This window comes from Streptomyces sp. NPDC088762 (assembly GCF_044750905.1).
Taxonomy (GTDB): domain Bacteria; phylum Actinomycetota; class Actinomycetes; order Streptomycetales; family Streptomycetaceae; genus Streptomyces.
Map to the genome: position 1 here is coordinate 482,471 of NZ_JBIVKT010000002.1, position 17,175 is coordinate 499,645.

At 74.3% G+C, this 17,175-nt stretch carries 13 protein-coding genes; 6 read left to right on the forward strand and 7 right to left on the reverse strand.

The window, feature by feature from the left end; genetic code table 11:
* Positions 1-54: 54 nt before the first annotated feature.
* From ACIP5M_RS06945 to ACIP5M_RS06955, 3 genes are all read left to right on the forward strand, one after another.
* Positions 55-825: a polysaccharide deacetylase family protein gene (locus ACIP5M_RS06945; protein WP_401192897.1), complete on the forward strand. Its 771-nt coding sequence runs from the start codon at positions 55-57 to the stop codon at positions 823-825.
* Between the two features lie 66 nt (positions 826-891).
* On the forward strand, positions 892-1,557 hold the full coding sequence (locus ACIP5M_RS06950) for an MSMEG_1061 family FMN-dependent PPOX-type flavoprotein (protein WP_401192900.1): 666 nt from the start codon (positions 892-894) through the stop codon (positions 1,555-1,557).
* The gene (locus ACIP5M_RS06955; RefSeq protein ID WP_401192902.1) at positions 1,554-2,537 is read left to right on the forward strand and encodes a TAXI family TRAP transporter solute-binding subunit; all 984 of its coding nucleotides are present in this window, start codon (positions 1,554-1,556) and stop codon (positions 2,535-2,537) included. The genes ACIP5M_RS06950 and ACIP5M_RS06955 overlap by 4 nt, the downstream gene beginning before the upstream one ends.
* Before the next feature lie 4 nt (positions 2,538-2,541).
* Here ACIP5M_RS06955 and ACIP5M_RS06960 read toward each other — a convergent pair whose 3' ends face one another.
* The 4 genes from ACIP5M_RS06960 to ACIP5M_RS06975 all read right to left on the reverse strand — a co-directional run bounded on the left by ACIP5M_RS06960 (position 2,542) and on the right by ACIP5M_RS06975 (position 7,478).
* On the reverse strand, positions 2,542-3,957 hold the full coding sequence (locus ACIP5M_RS06960) for an ATP-binding protein (RefSeq protein ID WP_401192905.1): 1,416 nt from the start codon (positions 3,955-3,957) through the stop codon (positions 2,542-2,544).
* A complete protein-coding gene (locus ACIP5M_RS06965; protein ID WP_401192907.1) occupies positions 3,954-4,673 on the reverse strand; it encodes a response regulator transcription factor in 720 nt (239 codons plus the stop codon). The genes ACIP5M_RS06960 and ACIP5M_RS06965 overlap by 4 nt, the downstream gene beginning before the upstream one ends.
* A 59-nt stretch (positions 4,674-4,732) precedes the next feature.
* On the reverse strand, positions 4,733-6,127 hold the full coding sequence (locus ACIP5M_RS06970; RefSeq protein WP_401192909.1) for an MFS transporter: 1,395 nt from the start codon (positions 6,125-6,127) through the stop codon (positions 4,733-4,735).
* Between the two features lie 124 nt (positions 6,128-6,251).
* Positions 6,252-7,478 (reverse strand): MFS transporter, encoded by a 1,227-nt coding sequence (locus ACIP5M_RS06975; protein WP_401192912.1) that lies wholly within the window; start codon positions 7,476-7,478, stop codon positions 6,252-6,254.
* Positions 7,479-7,599: 121 nt separating this feature from the next.
* Between ACIP5M_RS06975 and ACIP5M_RS06980 the strand changes: the two genes are divergently transcribed.
* Positions 7,600-8,649: an ArsR family transcriptional regulator gene (locus ACIP5M_RS06980; protein ID WP_401192915.1), complete on the forward strand. Its 1,050-nt coding sequence runs from the start codon at positions 7,600-7,602 to the stop codon at positions 8,647-8,649.
* Between the two features lie 16 nt (positions 8,650-8,665).
* Here ACIP5M_RS06980 and ACIP5M_RS06985 read toward each other — a convergent pair whose 3' ends face one another.
* Complete coding sequence (locus tag ACIP5M_RS06985) at positions 8,666-10,552, reverse strand: protein kinase (RefSeq protein WP_401192918.1); 1,887 nt, start codon at positions 10,550-10,552, stop codon at positions 8,666-8,668.
* Between the two features lie 311 nt (positions 10,553-10,863).
* Between ACIP5M_RS06985 and ACIP5M_RS06990 the strand changes: the two genes are divergently transcribed.
* Both ACIP5M_RS06990 and ACIP5M_RS06995 read left to right on the forward strand, forming a co-directional pair.
* Positions 10,864-12,198 (forward strand): LCP family protein, encoded by a 1,335-nt coding sequence (locus ACIP5M_RS06990; RefSeq protein ID WP_401192921.1) that lies wholly within the window; start codon positions 10,864-10,866, stop codon positions 12,196-12,198.
* 287 nt (positions 12,199-12,485) lie between these two features.
* Positions 12,486-12,971: an HPP family protein gene (locus tag ACIP5M_RS06995; RefSeq protein ID WP_401192924.1), complete on the forward strand. Its 486-nt coding sequence runs from the start codon at positions 12,486-12,488 to the stop codon at positions 12,969-12,971.
* A gap of 23 nt (positions 12,972-12,994) precedes the next feature.
* Here the strand turns inward: ACIP5M_RS06995 and ACIP5M_RS07000 are convergent, their stop codons facing one another.
* Positions 12,995-15,241, reverse strand: coding sequence for an MMPL family transporter (locus tag ACIP5M_RS07000; RefSeq protein WP_401192927.1), 2,247 nt, complete (start codon positions 15,239-15,241; stop codon positions 12,995-12,997).
* Positions 15,229-16,926, reverse strand: a complete 1,698-nt coding sequence (locus ACIP5M_RS07005; protein WP_401192930.1) for a hypothetical protein — start codon at positions 16,924-16,926, stop codon at positions 15,229-15,231. Before ACIP5M_RS07005 ends, ACIP5M_RS07000 begins: the two co-directional genes overlap by 13 nt.
* Positions 16,927-17,175 lie beyond the last annotated feature (249 nt).

Consider the following 17,175-nt stretch of genomic DNA (forward strand, 5'->3'; position numbering starts at 1 on the left):
CCGCACGCGCATAGTCGTGGCGGACCGGTGACCGCGGCGGAGGGAGTGACGGTGGTGGATGTCGGACGTCGCACGGCGATGGCGGCGCTGGTGGCCCTGGGCCTGACTCCCTGCGCCGGAGCCGCGGCAGCACCGCGGCGTCCCGGCCGGCAGCCGGCCGCATCCGGGAGGGACGGCGGTCCGCGCCCGCCCGCCTCGCTCCTCGGCACCGAGATCCGCCGGCTGCCGACCTCCCGGAACGTCATCGCACTGACCTTCAACGCCGCGTGGGACGACAGCGGCATCGACACCGTCCTCGCCGAACTGCGGCGACGCGCGCTGCCCGCCACCTTCTTCCCGACCGGTCGGTTCGCCGAGGCCCACCCGGCCGCCCTCCGTGCGATCGCCGCCGTCCACGGCCTCGGCAACCACTCGCACAGCCACCCCTTCTTCGACGACCTCGACACCGGGGAACGGGCCGAAGAGGTACGCCGGGCCGACGCGGCGATCCGTACGGCCTCCGGGGCCGAGCCCCTGCCCTTCTTCCGCTTCCCCTACAGCGCCACCGCCGAGGACTCCATCGCCGACGTCAACGAACTGGGCTACGCGGTCATCGAGTTCACCACCGACACCAACGGCTACCTCGGCCCGGAGGGCGGCGTGACGGCGGACGTCGCCGTCCGGCGGGCCGTCGACGCCTTCGGTCCCGGCGCGATCATCCAGATGCACGTGGGCAGCGACGGGGACGGCACCGTCACCGATGCCGAAGCCCTGCCCCGGATCATCGACGCGGCCCTGTCCGCCGGCTACGAGATCATCGACCTCCGCGAGTTCCTCACCGCCTGACCGGGGCCGCATCGCCGGCCGCCCGGCCCTCGAACGAGCCCGGACCGTCGTATAGATTTCGTGCACGTGACAGCCACTTCGCTGCCGAACGGCCGCATATTCGACGCCCTGCAGTCCACCGCCGTCCAGAACACGGCACAGCTGCGCGAACTCTACGAGGACCCCAGCGAGCTGGTCCGCCGCAAGGCCGTGGACCGGATCCACGACGTCGCCCGCGCCGTCATCGGACGGTCCTCGCTCGTCTTCGTCGCCACCGCCGGCGCCGACGGCACCTGCGACGTGACCCCCCGGGGCGGTCCCGCCGGTTTCATCTCCGTCCTGGACGAGTTCACCCTGGCGATCCCCGACGCCACCGGCAACAAGCGGCTCGACAGTTCCCACAACATCGTCGAAACGGGCCGGGCCGGTCTGATCTTCGTCATCCCCGGCCGGTCCACCACCCTGCGCGTGAACGGCAAGGCGTGCGTCTCGGCCGACCCGCGCCTGCTGGAGCAGCTCCACGCGGTGGGCAAGCCGCCGCGCACCGCCATCGTCGTGCAGGTCGAGGAGGTCTACCAGCACTGCCCGAAGGCCTTCCTGCGCAGCAACGCCTGGAAGCCGGAGCAGTGGCTCGCCGAGGACGCCGTCCCGAGCTCCGCCGAGGTCACCCTCTCCCACCTGAACCTCCCCGAGCTGACGCTGGAACAGATCCGCGAGCACGAACGGGACTCGCTGCTCCACCGCTACGAGTGAGCGTGCCCGGCGCGGGGGTGAGCCGCCGGCGCGCGATGGGCGCCGGACTCGGCGCGATCGGCGCGGCCGCCGCGGCGCTGGCCGGATGCTCGACCGACTCCGGCCCGGTGCGGCGCCTGCGGCTCGCGACGGGGCCGGAGGGCGGCCCGTACAACGCGTTCGGCCAGGCCCTGGCCCAGGCCGTCGCCGTGAGCGGCGCCCGGCTGGAGATCGTTCCGGTGAGCACCGCGGCCAGCGTGAACAACCTGCGGAAGCTGGACGAGGGCTCCGTGGAGCTGGCGCTGGCCATGGCGGACACCGCCGAGGACGCGGTGCTGGGCCGCGAGTCGTTCCCCCGGCCGGCCGCCGTGACGGCCCTGGCCCGGGTGTACGTGAACTACACGCACCTCCTCGTCCCGGCGGACGGACCGGTGCGCTCGGTGGGCGACCTGGCCGGCCGTCCGGTCGCGGCCGGCGCGGCGGGCTCCGGGGTGCAGGTGCTCGCGGGACGGGTGCTGCGGGCGGCCGGGCCGGGCAGCGGCCCCCCGCCGGCGGACGAGCGCCAACTGGGCCTCGCCGCATCGGTGCTGGCCCTGCGCGGGGGCGCGGTCGACGCCCTGTTCTGGTCCGGGGGCGTGCCCACCCCGGCGCTGTCCGGGCTGGCGGGCGAGCTGCCCCTGCGGTTCCTGGCGCTGGACGGCTACGTCGCCGCGCTACGGGAGCGCCACGGACCCGTGTACACGACCGTCACCCTTCCTGCGGGTGTCTACGGACTCACCGAGCCGGTGGGCACCATCGGGGTCGGCAACTACCTCCTCGCCCGGAACGACGTACCGGCCGGTGCCGTGCGCACCCTGCTGCAGGTGGTGTTCGACCGCTGGCGCGACCTGCTGCGGGAGGTGACCGCGGGGGCCCGCCTGGAGCCCCGGTTCGCCATCTCCACCGGGAAGGTGCCGCTGCACCCGGGGGCGGTCACGTACTACCGCTCGGTCTACGGCTGAGCGGTCACGGGACGAGCGGGGGTGCGAGCGGCAGGCGGAGCTCCACGACCAGCCCGTGGGGCGTGTTGCCGGCCACGTCCAGCCGGCCGCCACTGATCCGGGCGATCTCGTCGGCGATGGCCAGCCCCAGCCCGCTGCCGCGCACGTTCTGGTGCTCGGGCGAGCGCGTGAAACGCCTGAGCAGGAGCCCCAGTTGGTCCTCGCGCACGCCCGGGCCGTCGTCGGCCACCCGGACGACGGCCCAGCCGTCCGCCCCGCGCGTGGCGCTCACCTCCACGCGGCCGCCGCTCGGCACGAACTTCACGGCGTTGTCGAGGAGCGCGTCCAGGATCCGGCCCGCCGCGTCCGGCAGCGCCCGCGCCCGCAGCCCCTGCTCCGCGGGGCCCGAGGCCGCCGGTTCCAGTGCCAGACCGGCGTCGCGGAACACCGGCGTCCAGGCCCTCACCCGTTCCCGGACGGCCCGCGACACGTCCTGCTCGGCCGGCTCCGCCGCTCCGGCTTCCACCCGTGCCAGGGCCAGCAGGCCGTCGAGCAGCTCCTCCAGACGCTCCGCCTCGTCCAGGGCGCGGGTGTGCTCGGCGCGGCCCGGTCCGGGGGTGACGTACGGTTCCACGTTCTCCAGCTGGAGCACCAGGGTCGCCAGCGGATTGCGCAGCTGGTGGGAGGCGTCGGCGACGAAGTCGCGCTGGCGGCCGATCGAGTCGGACACCGCCTCCGCCATGGCGTTGAAGTGCTGCCGCAGATGGCGCAGTTCCGGCGGCCCGGTCCCCGAGACCGCCCGTGCCTGGAGACTTCCGGCGGTCAGGCCCTCCACCGCCCGGTCCAGGTCGAGGAGCGGGCGCATCAGCCAGCGCGAGATCCCCGCCGCGACCAGGGCCGCCGCCGCGAAGGCGGCGAGCGCCCCCGCGCCGATCAGCGACCAGCGCACCGTCACGTCCCGGCGGGCCGCGCCGGTCGGTACGGACATCAGCACGGCCCCGCTGACCCGCTCGTCCCGGCCCACCGGCTCCGCGAGCACGACGGTCGACGGGCCCCAGGGGCGCACGGTGGGCAGCCGGTCGGTGGAGCGGCCGGTGAGGGCCCGGCGGAGCGAGTCCGCCGCCTCGGAGGCGGTCTTCGAGCCGGGAACGGCATCGGGTCCCGTGCCGGCCCGTGCGACCGGCGTCCCCGCCGGGTCGACGACCACCACCCCGGCCCCGTACAGCTGGGCGTACCGGCCGATCTCGGCGGACAGCTCCGCCCGGTCGGCGTCGGTGCGCATCCGCTCGGCGAGGTCGGCGAACCGTACGGCCTCCGAGCGACGCTGCAGGAGCAGGTGCTCGGTCCGGCCCCGCGCGTAGGCGTCGGCCAGCGGGAGGCAGAGCAGCAGCGCCGCGACCCCCATGAGCACCATCAGCACGGCGAGGAGCCTGCGCCTCACGGCCCGCCGTCCCGCTCCTCGCGCGGGGTGGGACAGCCGAGCTGGTAGCCGAACCCGCGGACCGTGCGGACCAGTTCGGAGCGGCCGGTCTTGGCCCGGATCCCCGCCACGTGCACGTCCAGGGAACGGGACGCCGCGAGGAAGGCGTCACCCCAGATCCGGTCCAGGATCTCCTCGCGCGCATGGACCTCGTCCGGGCGGGCGGCCAGGTGGGCGAGCACATCGAACTCGCGGCGCGTCAGCCGGACTTCACCACCCGCCACGGTGACCGTACGGCCCGCCAGGTCGACTTCGACGTCTCCCGCGCGGACCGGCTCCCGAGGGCCGGCCTCCGGCAGGCCGCCGCCGGAACGCGCCGACGGCATGTCGGTGCGGCGGCGTACGGTGTCGATACGGGCCATCAACTCGGCCATCCGGAACGGCTTGACGACGTAGTCGTCGGCGCCCGCCCGCAGCCCCAGTACGATGTCGCGCTCCTCGCAGCGCGCGGTCACCACGATCAGCGGCGCGTCGCAGACGGTGCGCAGCCGCCGCAGCAGCTCGATCCCGTCCAGGTCGGGCAGGCCGAGATCGAGCAGGACGAACTCGGCCTCGCGCACGTGCCGCAGCGCGTCCTGGGCCCGGGCGACCCGGCGGACGGTGTGCCCGCGCTGGGCGAGGGCGGTGCCGAGCGCCTGGGCCATGCGGTCGTCGTCCTCGACGAGAAGCGCGTGCATCGACAGCCTCCCCGTGCCCCCTGCCCTGAACCGTGCCGCGAGACAGGGTACCGGCACGGTCAGCGCACGGCCTCGGCAGGAGCCGCCGCCGACGCGCCCCCGCCGTCCTTGCCGTGCCCGTGCTCCTTCGCCTCGGCGCGGCTCAGCACGGCGTCGCGGGTGTCCGGCATCAGGACGTACGTCACGAGGGAGACCAGCGCGCACCCGGAGACATACCAGAAGAACATCTTCTCGTGGCCGCCGCTCTTGAACCACAGCGCCACGTACTCCGCCGTGCCGCCGAACAGCGCGTTGGCGATCGCGTACGGCAGGGCCACGCCCAGGGCCCGCACCCGGGTCGGGAACAGCTCGGCCTTCACCGCCGCGTTGATCGAGGTGTAGCCGGTGACGATCACCAGGGCCAGCAGGGACAACCCCAGCGCGGACCAGTACGAGGAGGCCGAACCGAGGGCGGTCATGATCGGGTAGGTGCCGACGGTGCAGCCCACGGCGAAGGTGATCAGCAGCGGGCGCCGGCCGATCCGGTCGGACAGCATCCCGGCGAAGGGCTGGAGCACGGCGAAGAGGGCGAGGGCGGTGAAACTGACCAGCGTGGCCGTCGTCTTGGCCATGCCCGCGCTGCCGACCAGGTATTTCGTCAGGTACGTGGTGTACGTGTAGTAGGCCACGGTGCCGCCGAGGGTGAGCGCCATGACCAGGCCGGCCTGCCGCCGGTGCTCCCACAGGGCCTTGAGCGTGCCGCGCGTGCTGTCGTCCCCGGCGCCCTCGTCCGCCTGCTGCTCCTTGAACGCGTCGGTCTCCTGGAGCCGCCGCCGCAGCCAGAAGACGACCACCGCGAACAGCGCTCCGAACACGAACGGAATGCGCCAGCCCCAGCTCTCCAGCTGGGCGGTGCTGAGCGTGTGCTGGAGGGTGATCAGGATGCCGAGGCCCAGCAGCTGGCCGCAGGTCATCGACACGTACTGGAAGGACGAGCCCAGTCCGCGCCGGTTGCGGGCCGACGCCTCGGTGAGATAGGTGGCGCTGGCCGCGTACTCGCCGCCGATGCTCAGCCCCTGGAGCAGCCGCGCGAGCAGCAGCACCAGGGCGCCGAAGTAGCCGGCCTGTCCGTAGGTCGGGGCGACGGCGATCAGCAGGGCGGCCACCGACATCATGGTGACGGTGAGCGTGAGCGCGCTCTTGCGGCCGCGCCGGTCGGCGGCGCGGCCGAGGATCCAGCCGCCGACGGGCCGCATCAGGAAGCCGACCGCGAAGATCCCCGCCGTGTTCATCAGCTGCGTGGTCGGGTTGTCGCCGGGGAAGAAGGAGTCGGCGAAGTAGATCGCGAAGCTGGCGTAGACGAACCAGTCGTACCACTCGACGAGATTGCCCAGCGACCCGCCGATCAGAGCGAGACGGCGCTTCTTGCGCTCGTCACCGGGTGGCTGCGCGGGCGTGACGGCGGACGAGGACATGGCGGCTCCAGACGGACGGGAGTCCCTGATGCGGGACGAAGACCTTCCCCAGCACCCCCGTGACTGGGGAAGTTCCCAGAGCATGCGTCCGCCGGCACACCCGGACAAGGGCCGCCGCCCAGATCTAACGTTCCGCTAAGGAAACCCGTGCCGGGCGCGCCTCCCGGCCGGCTGTCGGGCCCGGTGGACGCCGGTGGCGCGGGAGCACGTGGCGGGCCAGGGCGGTCGCCGCGAGCAGGGCGATCAGCCCGCACACCGCAGCCCAGCCGAAGGCCGTGTGGGCGCGGACGCCGAGCCACGAGCCGGCGGTTCCGCCCAGGTACGCGCAGGTCATGTAGGCGGTGTTGAGCCGGCTCCGGGCGTCCGGCCGCAGGGCGTACACCCGCGCCTGGTTGGCGACCATGCCGCTCTGCATGGCGATGTCCAGCAGCAGGGTGCCCACGGTCAGCGCGGCCAGGCCCGCAGCGCCGCCCAGGCCGCCCGCCAGGAGGACCCCGGCCGAGGCGAGGATCCCGAGCAGGGAGACCAGGTTCACCGGGCCCGGGCCGTGGCGGTCCACGAGGCGCCCGGCGAGCGGGGTGCACAGCATGGTGGCCGCGCCGACCAGGGCCAGCAGGCCGATGGCCTCGGCACCCAGCCGGTAGACAGGGCCGGTCAGCAGCAGGGCCAGACTGGTCCAGGCGGCCGAGAACCCCCCGAAGGCGGCGGCCTGGTAGAAGCAGGAGCGGCGCAGCTCCGGCTCGGAGCGCAGCAGGCGCAACGGTTCGGTCAGGAACCGGGCGTACGGTTCGCGGGCGGCGGCCGGGGTGGTGGCGGGAACCGCGTACGCCGTGACGACGGCGAGGACCAGGGCCACGGCCGAGGCCACCAGATAGGGGGCCCGCCAGCCCAGCCACTCGCCGAGCGTCCCGCTGAACGTACGGGCCAGCAGCATGCCCCCGGTCGATCCGCTCATCAGCGTGCCGATCGCCTGCCCCCGGCGGTCGGCCGCCACCAGGCCGGCCACCAGCGGGCCGATGACCTGCGCGGCCACCGTGGTCAGCCCGACCAGGGCGCTCGCGGCGACCAGCGGCGGCAGGGACGGGGCGCAGCCCGCGCCCAGCAGGGCCAGCGCGGTCAGGGCGAGCAGGACGACCAGCAGCGGACGGTGCCGGATCCGGTCGCCGAGCGGCACCAGCAGGACCATCCCGGCGGTGTAGCCGATCTGGGTGGCGGTCACCACCAGGGCGGCGGAGCCGGCCGGGACGTCCAGCCCGGCGGCGATCAGCGGACCGATGGCCTGCGGGAAGTAGAGGTTGCCCACGGCGACCGCACAGGTCACGGCCAGCACCAGCACCAGTCGACGGCTCATCCGGCCACCTCAAAGGGCCTGCTGTGCACGTGCGTTGGGGATGCCATGGAGGTCGTGGATGTCATGGAGGGAAGTCCACGGCACCGCCCGCGCCCTGCCAATTGATGTAGCGTACGGCTTAATGATCAGTTTCGAGCTCGGGGTGGAGGACCTCGCGCACACGCGGTTCGCCGTCTCTCCCCTCGGCGAGACGATGCTGAGCCTGCGCGTGCTGCGCGATCCGGGTCTGTCGGCGCTGCACCTGCCGTGGCGCAGGTCCGTACTCGCCCGGCTCGGCGGCCTGGACACCGGCCTGCTCATGTCGCTGGTGGCGGACCGTCTCACCCTCCCGGACTTCCTGACCCCCAGGCCCACCCGCTTCGAGCCGTCCTTCGAGGAAGAACTGGCCGTCGTCCGCCGGTCGCCGCCCGGCCTGGTCCGCCGCGACCTGCTGGCCGCGCACGCGCCGGACCCGCTGCCCGCGCCCCTGCGCGCGGCGGCCGGCGCCGAGGACGCGGCCGTCTGCGCGCTGCGTGACAGCCTCTGCGAACTCCTGCACCGGTACTGGGAGATCGCCGTCCAGCCGGTCTGGCCGCAGATCCGGCTCGTGGCCGAGGCCGACATGACCTACCGGGCACGGCAACTGGCCCGCGGCGGCGCCCGGCTGCTCTTCGCCGACATGCACCCCCAACTGACCTGGGAGGACGACGGTTCCCGGGGCGTCCTGCGCATCCACCGGACCATCCTCGGGTTCCATGCGAAGGCGTCCGGCCGGGGACTTCTGCTGGTGCCCTCCGTGTTCGCCCACAAGCCCGCGCCGCCGGTGGGCCCGGAGGAACCGCCCCACGTGCTCTACCCGAGCCGCGGCGTGGCGACGCTCTGGGGACCCGAACCAGCCCCGGGCCCGGCCCGTCCCACTGATCCCTCCGATCCCGCAGATCCCTCCGCCCCCGAGGCCGGATCGGCCCTCGTACCGCTCCTCGGGGCCCCCAGGGCCCGGCTGCTCGGCATGCTGGCGGAACCCCTGGCCACGATCGAACTCGCCCGCCGCCTACGGGTCACCCCCAGCGCCGTGTCCCAGCACCTGCGCGTCCTGCACGCCGCCGGCCTGGTCACCCGGGCCCGCCACGGCCGCCAGGTCCTCTACCGGCGCAGCCCGCTCGGCGACCGGCTCACCGCCGGCCGCGCGTAGGGCACCGGACGGAGCTTCAGGCCGCCTGCCTCGTCCAGCGCTGCGACGCCTGCCCGCCGCACGTGTTCGTCACCAGGCCGCTGCTCATGCCCAGGTCGAGGCAGCCGCCGCCGTATTCGCTCCGGAGGCTGCCGCCCGAGCCCGTACGCCACAGCCGGCCGATGTCCTGGGCGCAGTCGCCCACGAAGACGGCCTGGCCGAGCCCGTTGGAGTAGAGGCACTGGCGGCTCTGCTGGTTGACGAGCTTGAAACTGCCGTCGGACCTGCTCTGGACGGTCCAGCGGGCGCTCGCGTCCCCGCACTCGCCGTGGTCCGAGGAACCGTAGACCTGGGTGATGCACTTGCCGTTGTTGCCGTTGCTGTAACGGTAGGTGCCCGAGGCGGGGGCAGTCGTGGGGGGCTTGGGGGCCGTGGACGTCCCGCCGGACGGGCCCGAGCCGCCGGCGCCGCCCGGGGTGCCGCTGCCGGTGCCGGTGCTCGTGTTGGTACCCGTACCCGTTCCCGGCCCGCCCGGGCCCGTCCCGCTGCCCCCGGCGGCCGCGGCCGGTTGTCCGCCCGGTCCTCCCTGGCCCTGGACCCCGGCGTTCTCCTCGGGCTTGCCCTGGACCGCAGACTCCCCGGGGGACGCGGCGCCCGACGGGCTTGCGCCCGCCGTCGACGGCCCCGGCGCGGCCGGCGCGGCGACCGAGCCGGACGGGGCGGCCTGCTCCTTGGCCTGGGGTGAAGAGGTGTACGGCAGGTGCTGGATGGCCAGTGTCGTGCCTCCGGCGACCAGGACGACGGGGACGACGGCGAGGACGACCCGGGTGCGGCGGCGCCGTTCCGCCCGCTCGGGCGGTGCCGGACGGACCTGCGCCCCGGCCCCGGCGGCGGGTTCGGGCAGGGGATCCTTCTTCGGCTCCGGCTCCGGCTCCGGCTCCGGCTCCGGTTCCGGTTCCGGTTCCGGCGTTCCGCCGGTCAGCGGCAGCGTCCGTTCGTCGATCTCCTGCACGTTCGCGGCGAAGGCGGCCCGCTCGGTCAGCCGCCCGGTGATGGCCTCCGGCCACAGAGGAGCGGTGACCGGGCCCTGCCGCGCGGCCCGTTCGAGGAGTTCGGCCGCGGTGGGGCGGCCCTCGGGATCCTTGTCGAGGCAGGTCGCGACGACCTCGGCGAGATCCGGATCCAGCTCCCGCAGCGGTTCCAGATCGGGCTCTTCGTGGACGATGCGGTACAGCACCCCGTGCCCCGACTCGTCCCCGAAGGGCGGGCGGCCGCACGCCGCGTAGGCGAGGACGGAGCCCAGCGCGAACACGTCGGTGGCGCCGCTCAACCGCCGCCTGCCCGAGGCCTGTTCGGGCGCCATGTAGGCGGGCGTGCCCACGACCATCCCGGTCCGGGTCAGCCGGCTCTGCTCGGCGGCCCGGGCGACGCCGAAGTCGATCAGGGTGAGCCCGTCGAGGGTCAGCATGACGTTGGACGGTTTGAGGTCCCGGTGCACCATGTCCAGCGCGTGCACCGACGCCAGGCCCGCCGCGGCCTTCCGCAGCAGCAGCCACAGGGCCTGGGCGGGCAGGGGGCCGCCGTGCAGTTCGACGGCCTCCCGCAACGTGAGCCCGGGGATGTACGCGGTGGCGAACCACGGGGGCCGTGCGGTGCGGTCGCTGGCGAGCAGCGGCGCGGTGGCCTCCGCGGGCAGTCGGGACAGGTTGTCCAGCTCGTGTCCGAAACGGCGCAGGAAGTCCGGGTCCTCGCCGACGACGGAGGACAGCAGCTGCTTGACGGCGACGTACCGGCCCTCCCGGACCCCGAGGTACACCCGCCCCATCCCGCCGGCCCCGAGCCGGCCCGCCAGCGGGATCGACCCGATCCGGCGCGGATCCTCCGCCTCCAGCGGCTCGGCCCCGCTCCCCGTCAGCTCCACCACGTCAGCCCCGTTTGAATTGGAATCAGTGGGTCGGAATCTACCCGATCGTGAAGAGGGGGCCCAAGGCGCGGCCGCACAACTGCTGCCCGCTACAAGGGCCTTGAATGAGGACCGGTCGGCCCGGCGGGGCGTCATTGCGCCGGATGGTCGCCTGCCGGGCGCACCCGTACGCGTGATCGCGTTCCTCTGAACGGACCGTTCGGCCGCGGGTCCGGGCCGTCCCCCGCGTGTCCGAGCCGTCCCCCGACGACCGCCGCATATCGTCATATCGTCTGCAATCCTCACCGACCCCACCCGTGTCAGGAGCCTTCATGCGTCGCCTCCTGGTCGCCACCGCCCTGCTCGCCGCGCTCACCGCCGGCCCGCCGCTGTGGGCCCAGCCGGGGTCCTCCGGGAGCGGAGCGCCCTCCGGGTCCTCGTCCCACCCCGGCGGCACCAACATCCTCGTCGTGGGCATCGACAGTCGCGCCGGCCTGTCCAAGGCGGAGATCGACCGCCTCCACGTCGGCGGCAAGGGCTGCAACTGCACGGACGTCATGATGCTGGTGCACCTGTCCGCGGACGCGCGACGGGCGAGCGTCGTGTCCATCCCCCGGGACTCCTACACCGAGTACGCCACGACCGGGCAGCCCCGCCGCCTCGGCAAGATCAACGGGGCGTTCGCGCTGGGCGGCGGCCCCCTGACGGTGCGCACGGTCGAACAGGCCACCGGACTGCACGTCGACCACTACCTCCAGACCGACTTCAGCGGCTTCGAGACCACCGTCAACCGTCTCGGCGGGGCGACGGTGTGCACCGACAAGCCCATGAGCGACTTCAACTCGGGTCTCGAACTCGCACCCGGAACCCACCACCTCGACGGGCGCGTGGCCCTGCGCTATGTCCGCGCCCGCCACATCACCCCGTTTTCCGGTGACCTGGGGCGGGTCCGGCGCCAGCAGCGGCTGGTCGGGGAGATGCTCTCGCGCCTCACCGCGCAGAAGGCGCTCGCCGACCCGGCCGCCGCGGCGCGCACCGCCCACACCCTCCTGCAGTCCGTCACCACCGACGAGAACACCGGCCTCGGCGACCTCGTCCGCATCGGCCTGGCCCTCGGCCGGCTGAGCGCCGGCCAGACCGAGTTCATGACCGTGCCCATCTCCGACTTCGATCACCGCGTGCCGGGCGTCGGATCCACCCTCGTGTGGGACAAGGACCGCTCCGAGGCCCTGTGGGCCGCCCTGCGCGCCGACCGTCCCTTCACCGGTGACCCGCGCATCCGGCCTCCCGGCGGGGTTCCCGTCTCCCAGCCTCCTTCCACGCTGCAGGTCAGGGTCGACGAGGCCGAGGTCGCGGCGGCACTGCGCCGCAACGGTTTCCTCGTCCAGGACGTCGCAGTCCCCCAGGGAACGCCGCCGCGGACCGGCCCGACCGTCATCACCCACGACCCCCTCTACGAGCGTCCCGTCCTGACCCTGGCCGCGGCTCTGCCCGGAGCGGTCCTGCGGTCCGTCCCGGGCCACGGCGCCACCTTCGACGTCTCGGTGGGCGCCACGGCCCGCACGGTCGTCACCGTCACGCACGACCGCAGCTCGGTCGAGGGCGCCCCGGTCACCGGAGACCACCTCGCCTGCGACTACCTGATGAACACGCCGTCCGCCCGGTAGCCGTACGGCCCGAGCCGTGCTCGGCAGCGCCCGGGGGCGGAGGCCGAGGCCCCGGATGCACCCCCGGGGGCGGTCCTCGAACACGTGGCAGATAGGGTCATAGCGGACCGGCCGGCCGCACCTGGCCCGGACCGCCTGCCGCCTGCCCTGGAAAACGTCCCACATTCATGATCATCGACGCGTCACCGTCCGCTCCGCCCTCTCCTGCACATGCTCCGGCCGCGGGTGCCGCCGCCGGCCCCGCGGTCATCGCCCGGCCCGCACCCGAGGGGGAGCGGCGACGCAGGGTGACCGGCCGTGCGCCGGCCCGGCCGACCCCGGCGGCCGCCTTCCACAGCGTCAGCGCGGCGACCGCGGTCCTGCTCGGGCTCGTCGCGATCGGCGCGATGCTGCACGAGCCCGTGCTGATACCGCCGCTGGCGGCGAGCGCCGCACTCGTGCACAGCGCCCCCGCGCTGCCGCTGGCCCAGCCGCGCAGCGTCGTCGTCGGCCACCTGGTGGGCTGCGCCCTGGGCTACGCGGTCCTGGCGGTCGCGGGCAGCAGCGCCTGGGCGGCGGCCGCGGCGGCGGGCCTGACCCTGGCGGTGAACATGGCGGCCCGTACCCCGCACTCACCGGGCGTCGCGACCGCCGTGGTCGTCGTCCTGCAGACTCCCGCGGCCGGCCGTTTCGTACCCCTGCTGTTCGGCTCCACCGTCCTGCTCGTGCTGACCGGATACGCCGCCTCCCGGGTCCGCCGCAAGGCGCCGAGGTACCCCGCGTACTGGTGGTGACCGGCGGCCGGCGCGGCCGGGCGCTACAACCGCTCGGCGAGGCGCGGGGGCACCTCCCGGAGCGTGCCCGTCCGCTCCGGGGGCAGTGAGGGTCCCGCCCCGCCGGCCGTCATGCCGACGGCCCGCCGCAGGCCCGAGGGCGCCCACCAGTTGGCGTTGCGCAGCAGTGTCATCGTGGCGGGCACCAGCAGGCAGCGGACCAGGGTGGCGTCCACCGCGACGGCGATGGCCAGGGCCGTCGCCAGCTGCTTCATCACCATCAGCTCACCCGTGGCGAAACCGATGAAGACGATGCACATCAGCGCGGCGGAGGAGCTGATGATCCGGGCGGAGCGCTGCACTCCGACCTCGACGGCGCGGTCGTTGTCCAGGCCGGAGTCGTGGCACTCCTGGATGCGGGACAGCAGGAACACCTCGTAGTCCATCGACAGGCCGAAAGCCAGCGCGAACACCACCACGGGCAGCCAGTACCCCAGCCCGCCCAGGGTGTGCACCCCCAGCAACCCGGCGCCCCAGCCGTCCTGGAACACGAGGACCAGGGCGCCGAACGACGCCCCCAGCGACAGCGTGTTCATGACGATGGCCTTGAGCGGCAGCAGCACCGAACCGGTCATGACCAGCAGCAGGACGAAGGTGGTCAGGGCGATCAGCGCCGCCGCCCGCGGTGCGTGGTCGACGACCTCTGCCCGGAAGTCGATGTCGAGCGCGTTGCGTCCCGTCACCCAGACCGGGAATCCGGCCGGCCGCTCCGACCGGATGCGGTGGACCAGCCGGTCGGCGGGAGCGTCCTCGCCCGCGGCCGTGGCCTTCGGCACGATACGGAGAACCGCGACTCCGGGCCCGGCGCGCGTGGCCCCGCCCACCGCCTCGACCTCGGAACGGTCCGCGAACCGGTCCGCCCAGGCCGTGAGGCGGCCCGGCTCGGTGCGGGCCACGACCACCACCGCGTCCGCGCGGTGCTGCGGGAACCGCTCGGCCACGGCGTCGGCATAGCGGCGGGCCTCGGCCGCGGGCGGGAGCTGACGCTCCCCGACGGGGCTGACCAGGTGCACCCGGAGGAAGGGCGTGGCACAGGCGAGCAGCAGCACCCCGACGCCGAGCGCGACGGGCAGCGCGTGCCGCCGGGTCCAGCGGGCCAGCCGGGCGAACCCGCCGGAGTCGGTGCGGGGGGCGGCGCACGCGCCGATCCGCTTCGGGAAGGCCGCCAGGAGCGCCGGGGTCAGGGTCAGCGCGGCGGCGAGGGACAGTGCGACGGTTCCCGCCGCGGCCAGGCCGATCGCGGCGAAGAACTCGCTCGGGAAGGCGGCCAGCCCGCAGAGGGCGGCGGCGACGACGAGCGCGGCGAACAGGATCGCCCGGCCCGCGGTTCCCATGGTGCGCACGACGGACTCCGGGACGTCGTGTCCCGCGGCCCGCTCCTCCCTGAACCGGCCCACCGTGAGCAGTGCATAGTCGATGGCCAGGCCCAGCCCCACCATCGTGGTCGTCGAGAGCGCCGGGGAGGTGAGGTCGTACCAGCGCGAGAGCAGGAGCAGCCAGAGCATCCCCGCGCCGACCGTGCACACGGCCGCCACCACCGGTACCGAGGCCGCGACGAGGCCGCCGAACAGTACGTAGACCACCGCCAGGGTCACCGGCAGGGTGATCATCTCGCTGCGTCTGGTGTCGGCCAGCGACTGGGCCGCCACGGCGCGGCGCGCCCGGTCGCTGCCACCGAGGGTGACCTCCAGGGCGGGGAGGGCGTCCGGGATCCGGCGCAGCCGGGACTCGACGGCGCGTTCCGCGTTCTCCCGGGCCCGGTCGGGAAGGGTCCGCGCCAGCCGGACGGAGATCAGCGCCGCGTTTCCGTCGGCGGAGACGCCGGGGGCGTGCCCACCTTGGTCCGCTTGGCCTGCCTGGCCTGCCTGGCCCGTGTGCCCGGTCGGCGCAGTCACCGACAGGACGCCCATGATCGCGGACACGTCGCGCCGTACGGCGCCCAACTCCCGCTGGAATCCGGGATCCGCCACCGGCGCGCCCGCCACCACCGCGTCGATCTGCCCTCCGAAGGAGCGACCCTGGTCCAGGAGGCGGTTTCCCCGGACCGATTCGTGGGCCGCCACGCTCCACGGATGCCGGTCCAGCCGGTCCATCACGGGGCCGACCGCCCCCAGGCCCGCCCCCAGGAGCACCAGCCACAGCAGCAGGACGATCCGGTGGTGGCGGACGCAGACGAGAGCGAGCCGGGCCGACACCGGCCTGACGGCGGGCCCGGTCCTCAGCCGCCGCACCGGCGCACCCCGATCCCGTACGAGGAGCCGACGGTGACGTCTCCCGGCCGGCTCACGGTGAGCCGGGTGAGCCCGCTGCCGCCGGCCGGCGCCAGGCAGCCGCCACCCTCCGCCCGGAGCCACGGCGAGTAGGCGATCCTCAGCGTGACGGTTCCGGGCACGGGCATCCGTACGACGACTTCGGCGCTGTCCGAGCTCACCACGGACGCGGGCGGGTCCACCAAGGGCACCGGGTCCTTGACCCGGTAGATCCGCCAGTTCTCGTCCCGCCACACCGTTTCGAGGTACGGGGGCCCGCTCGTCACCAGCGCGTATTCGAGCTCCGAGGCGGCGTCCACCGGGCCCTTGTGGAGGACGACGTAACCGACGGCCCAGTGGTCGAGCCATGCGCGGTACGCGGCCGGAGTGAACGTTCCGGCCCGCACGCCGGCCCCGCCGTACCCGTCGTAGAACAGCGGCCCGCGCTCGACATCGGCCTGCCGGTTCCAGCCGCGCGCCAGGTTGACGTACGGCGCCAGCACCGCGGCCTCGCGGTGGCTGCGGGCCATGACCACCTCCACCCGGGTGCGGTCCGCGCCGAGCCGGGCGAGGGCGCCGACGACACCACCGGTGTCCGCCGCCCACCGCGGCACGGCCGCCGTGTCGGTGACATGGGCCACCGTATTGCCGCCCACCCAGGCCAGGGAGAGTACGAGGGCGCCCACCGCGGAACCCCGCCGACAGGAACGCAGCCGGCGCACGGCCTTGCCCCCGCCCGCGCCGCGCACCGTCATCACGGCGGCGAGCAGCACGGGCGGCGCCACCAGATTGGCGAGCCGCTCGGCATTGGTCCCCACCGGCGAGGGGATCAGACAGGCGAGCACGACTCCGATCATGTACGCCCCCGCGGCCCATCTCACGATCCGCCACGCGGGCGGAGCGGCCAGGGCGACGGCCGCGGCCATGAGCAGCGGTGGCCAGAGCCGCACCAGGGGCATGGGCTGGTCGCCGTGAAAGGGGAACAGCCACGCGGTCACACCGAGAACGGCCACCGGAGGCAACACGATCGCGGCCGCCCCCGCCCACCGGCGCTCCAGCGCACCGGCCGCACCGACCGGCAGGAGGAACAGGCCGGCGACGGGGCTCGCCATCGCGGTCAGCGCCGCGCAGGCGGCCGTGAGCGCGGTACGGCGGCGCCCGCTCGTGAACGCCAGCACGGCGGCGAGCCCGAAGGCGACGCCCAGCATGAACGTCGAGCGCCCCGAGGCCACCTGGCACCAGAGCATCAGGGCGGCCGGCACCGCCGGCCACTCGGGACGCCGGACTCCCGAGCCCGCCCAGAGCCGGCCCGCCAGCCAGGTGGACACGAGCCCGCTCGCCACGGTGACGGGGACCACCCCGAAGGCCGCCATCAGGTAGGGCGAGATCAGGCTGTAGCCGCCCGTGTGCAGACCTCCGTACCACGACAGGTTGTAGACGGACCCGGGGTGGCGCGCGGCGAACCCGGCCCATGCCTCCTGCGCCGCGAGGTCCCCGCCGCCCGTCGCGAGGACCCCCGCCCACAGGGCGTACAGGGGGAGCACGAGCGCCGTGGTGATCAGGGGAACGCGGCGGTCGAGGCGCCGCCGTCCGACGGCGGCCGCCGCCGCGTCCGTGCCGAGCGGGGGGAGGGGGCGCGCGGGCGGGTCGAGTTCGACTGCGATCAAGGGGCGGACTCCGTTCGGCGGTTCCACGGGGCTGCCCGGTCAAACGATCGACGAGGGCTCGCGTACGCGGCCGCCGCCGATCAGGCACCGAATGCCGGACCGGCGGGGCGCTGCACCGGGGGCTGCCCAACGCCCGCCCGTCCTCCCCGCATCACCGGCCGACCACGCTGCTTCACGCCAACTCTCAGACCGTTTAGGTGAGTTACTGCCGTCCTGACCTATCTTCGATCGCGTACGCCAGTTCGCCCC

Excerpts from the sequence above, each read along its gene's own strand:
- ACIP5M_RS06990 (WP_401192921.1), top strand. The coding sequence starts at position 10,864 with ATGCGTCGCCTCCTGGTCGCCACCGCCCTGCTCGCCGCGCTCACCGCC.
- ACIP5M_RS06975 (WP_401192912.1), bottom strand. The coding sequence starts at position 7,478 with ATGAGCCGTCGACTGGTGCTGGTGCTGGCCGTGACCTGTGCGGTCGCC.
- ACIP5M_RS06965 (WP_401192907.1), bottom strand. The coding sequence starts at position 4,673 with ATGCACGCGCTTCTCGTCGAGGACGACGACCGCATGGCCCAGGCGCTC.
- ACIP5M_RS06970 (WP_401192909.1), bottom strand. The coding sequence starts at position 6,127 with ATGTCCTCGTCCGCCGTCACGCCCGCGCAGCCACCCGGTGACGAGCGC.
- ACIP5M_RS06980 (WP_401192915.1), top strand. The coding sequence starts at position 7,600 with ATGATCAGTTTCGAGCTCGGGGTGGAGGACCTCGCGCACACGCGGTTC.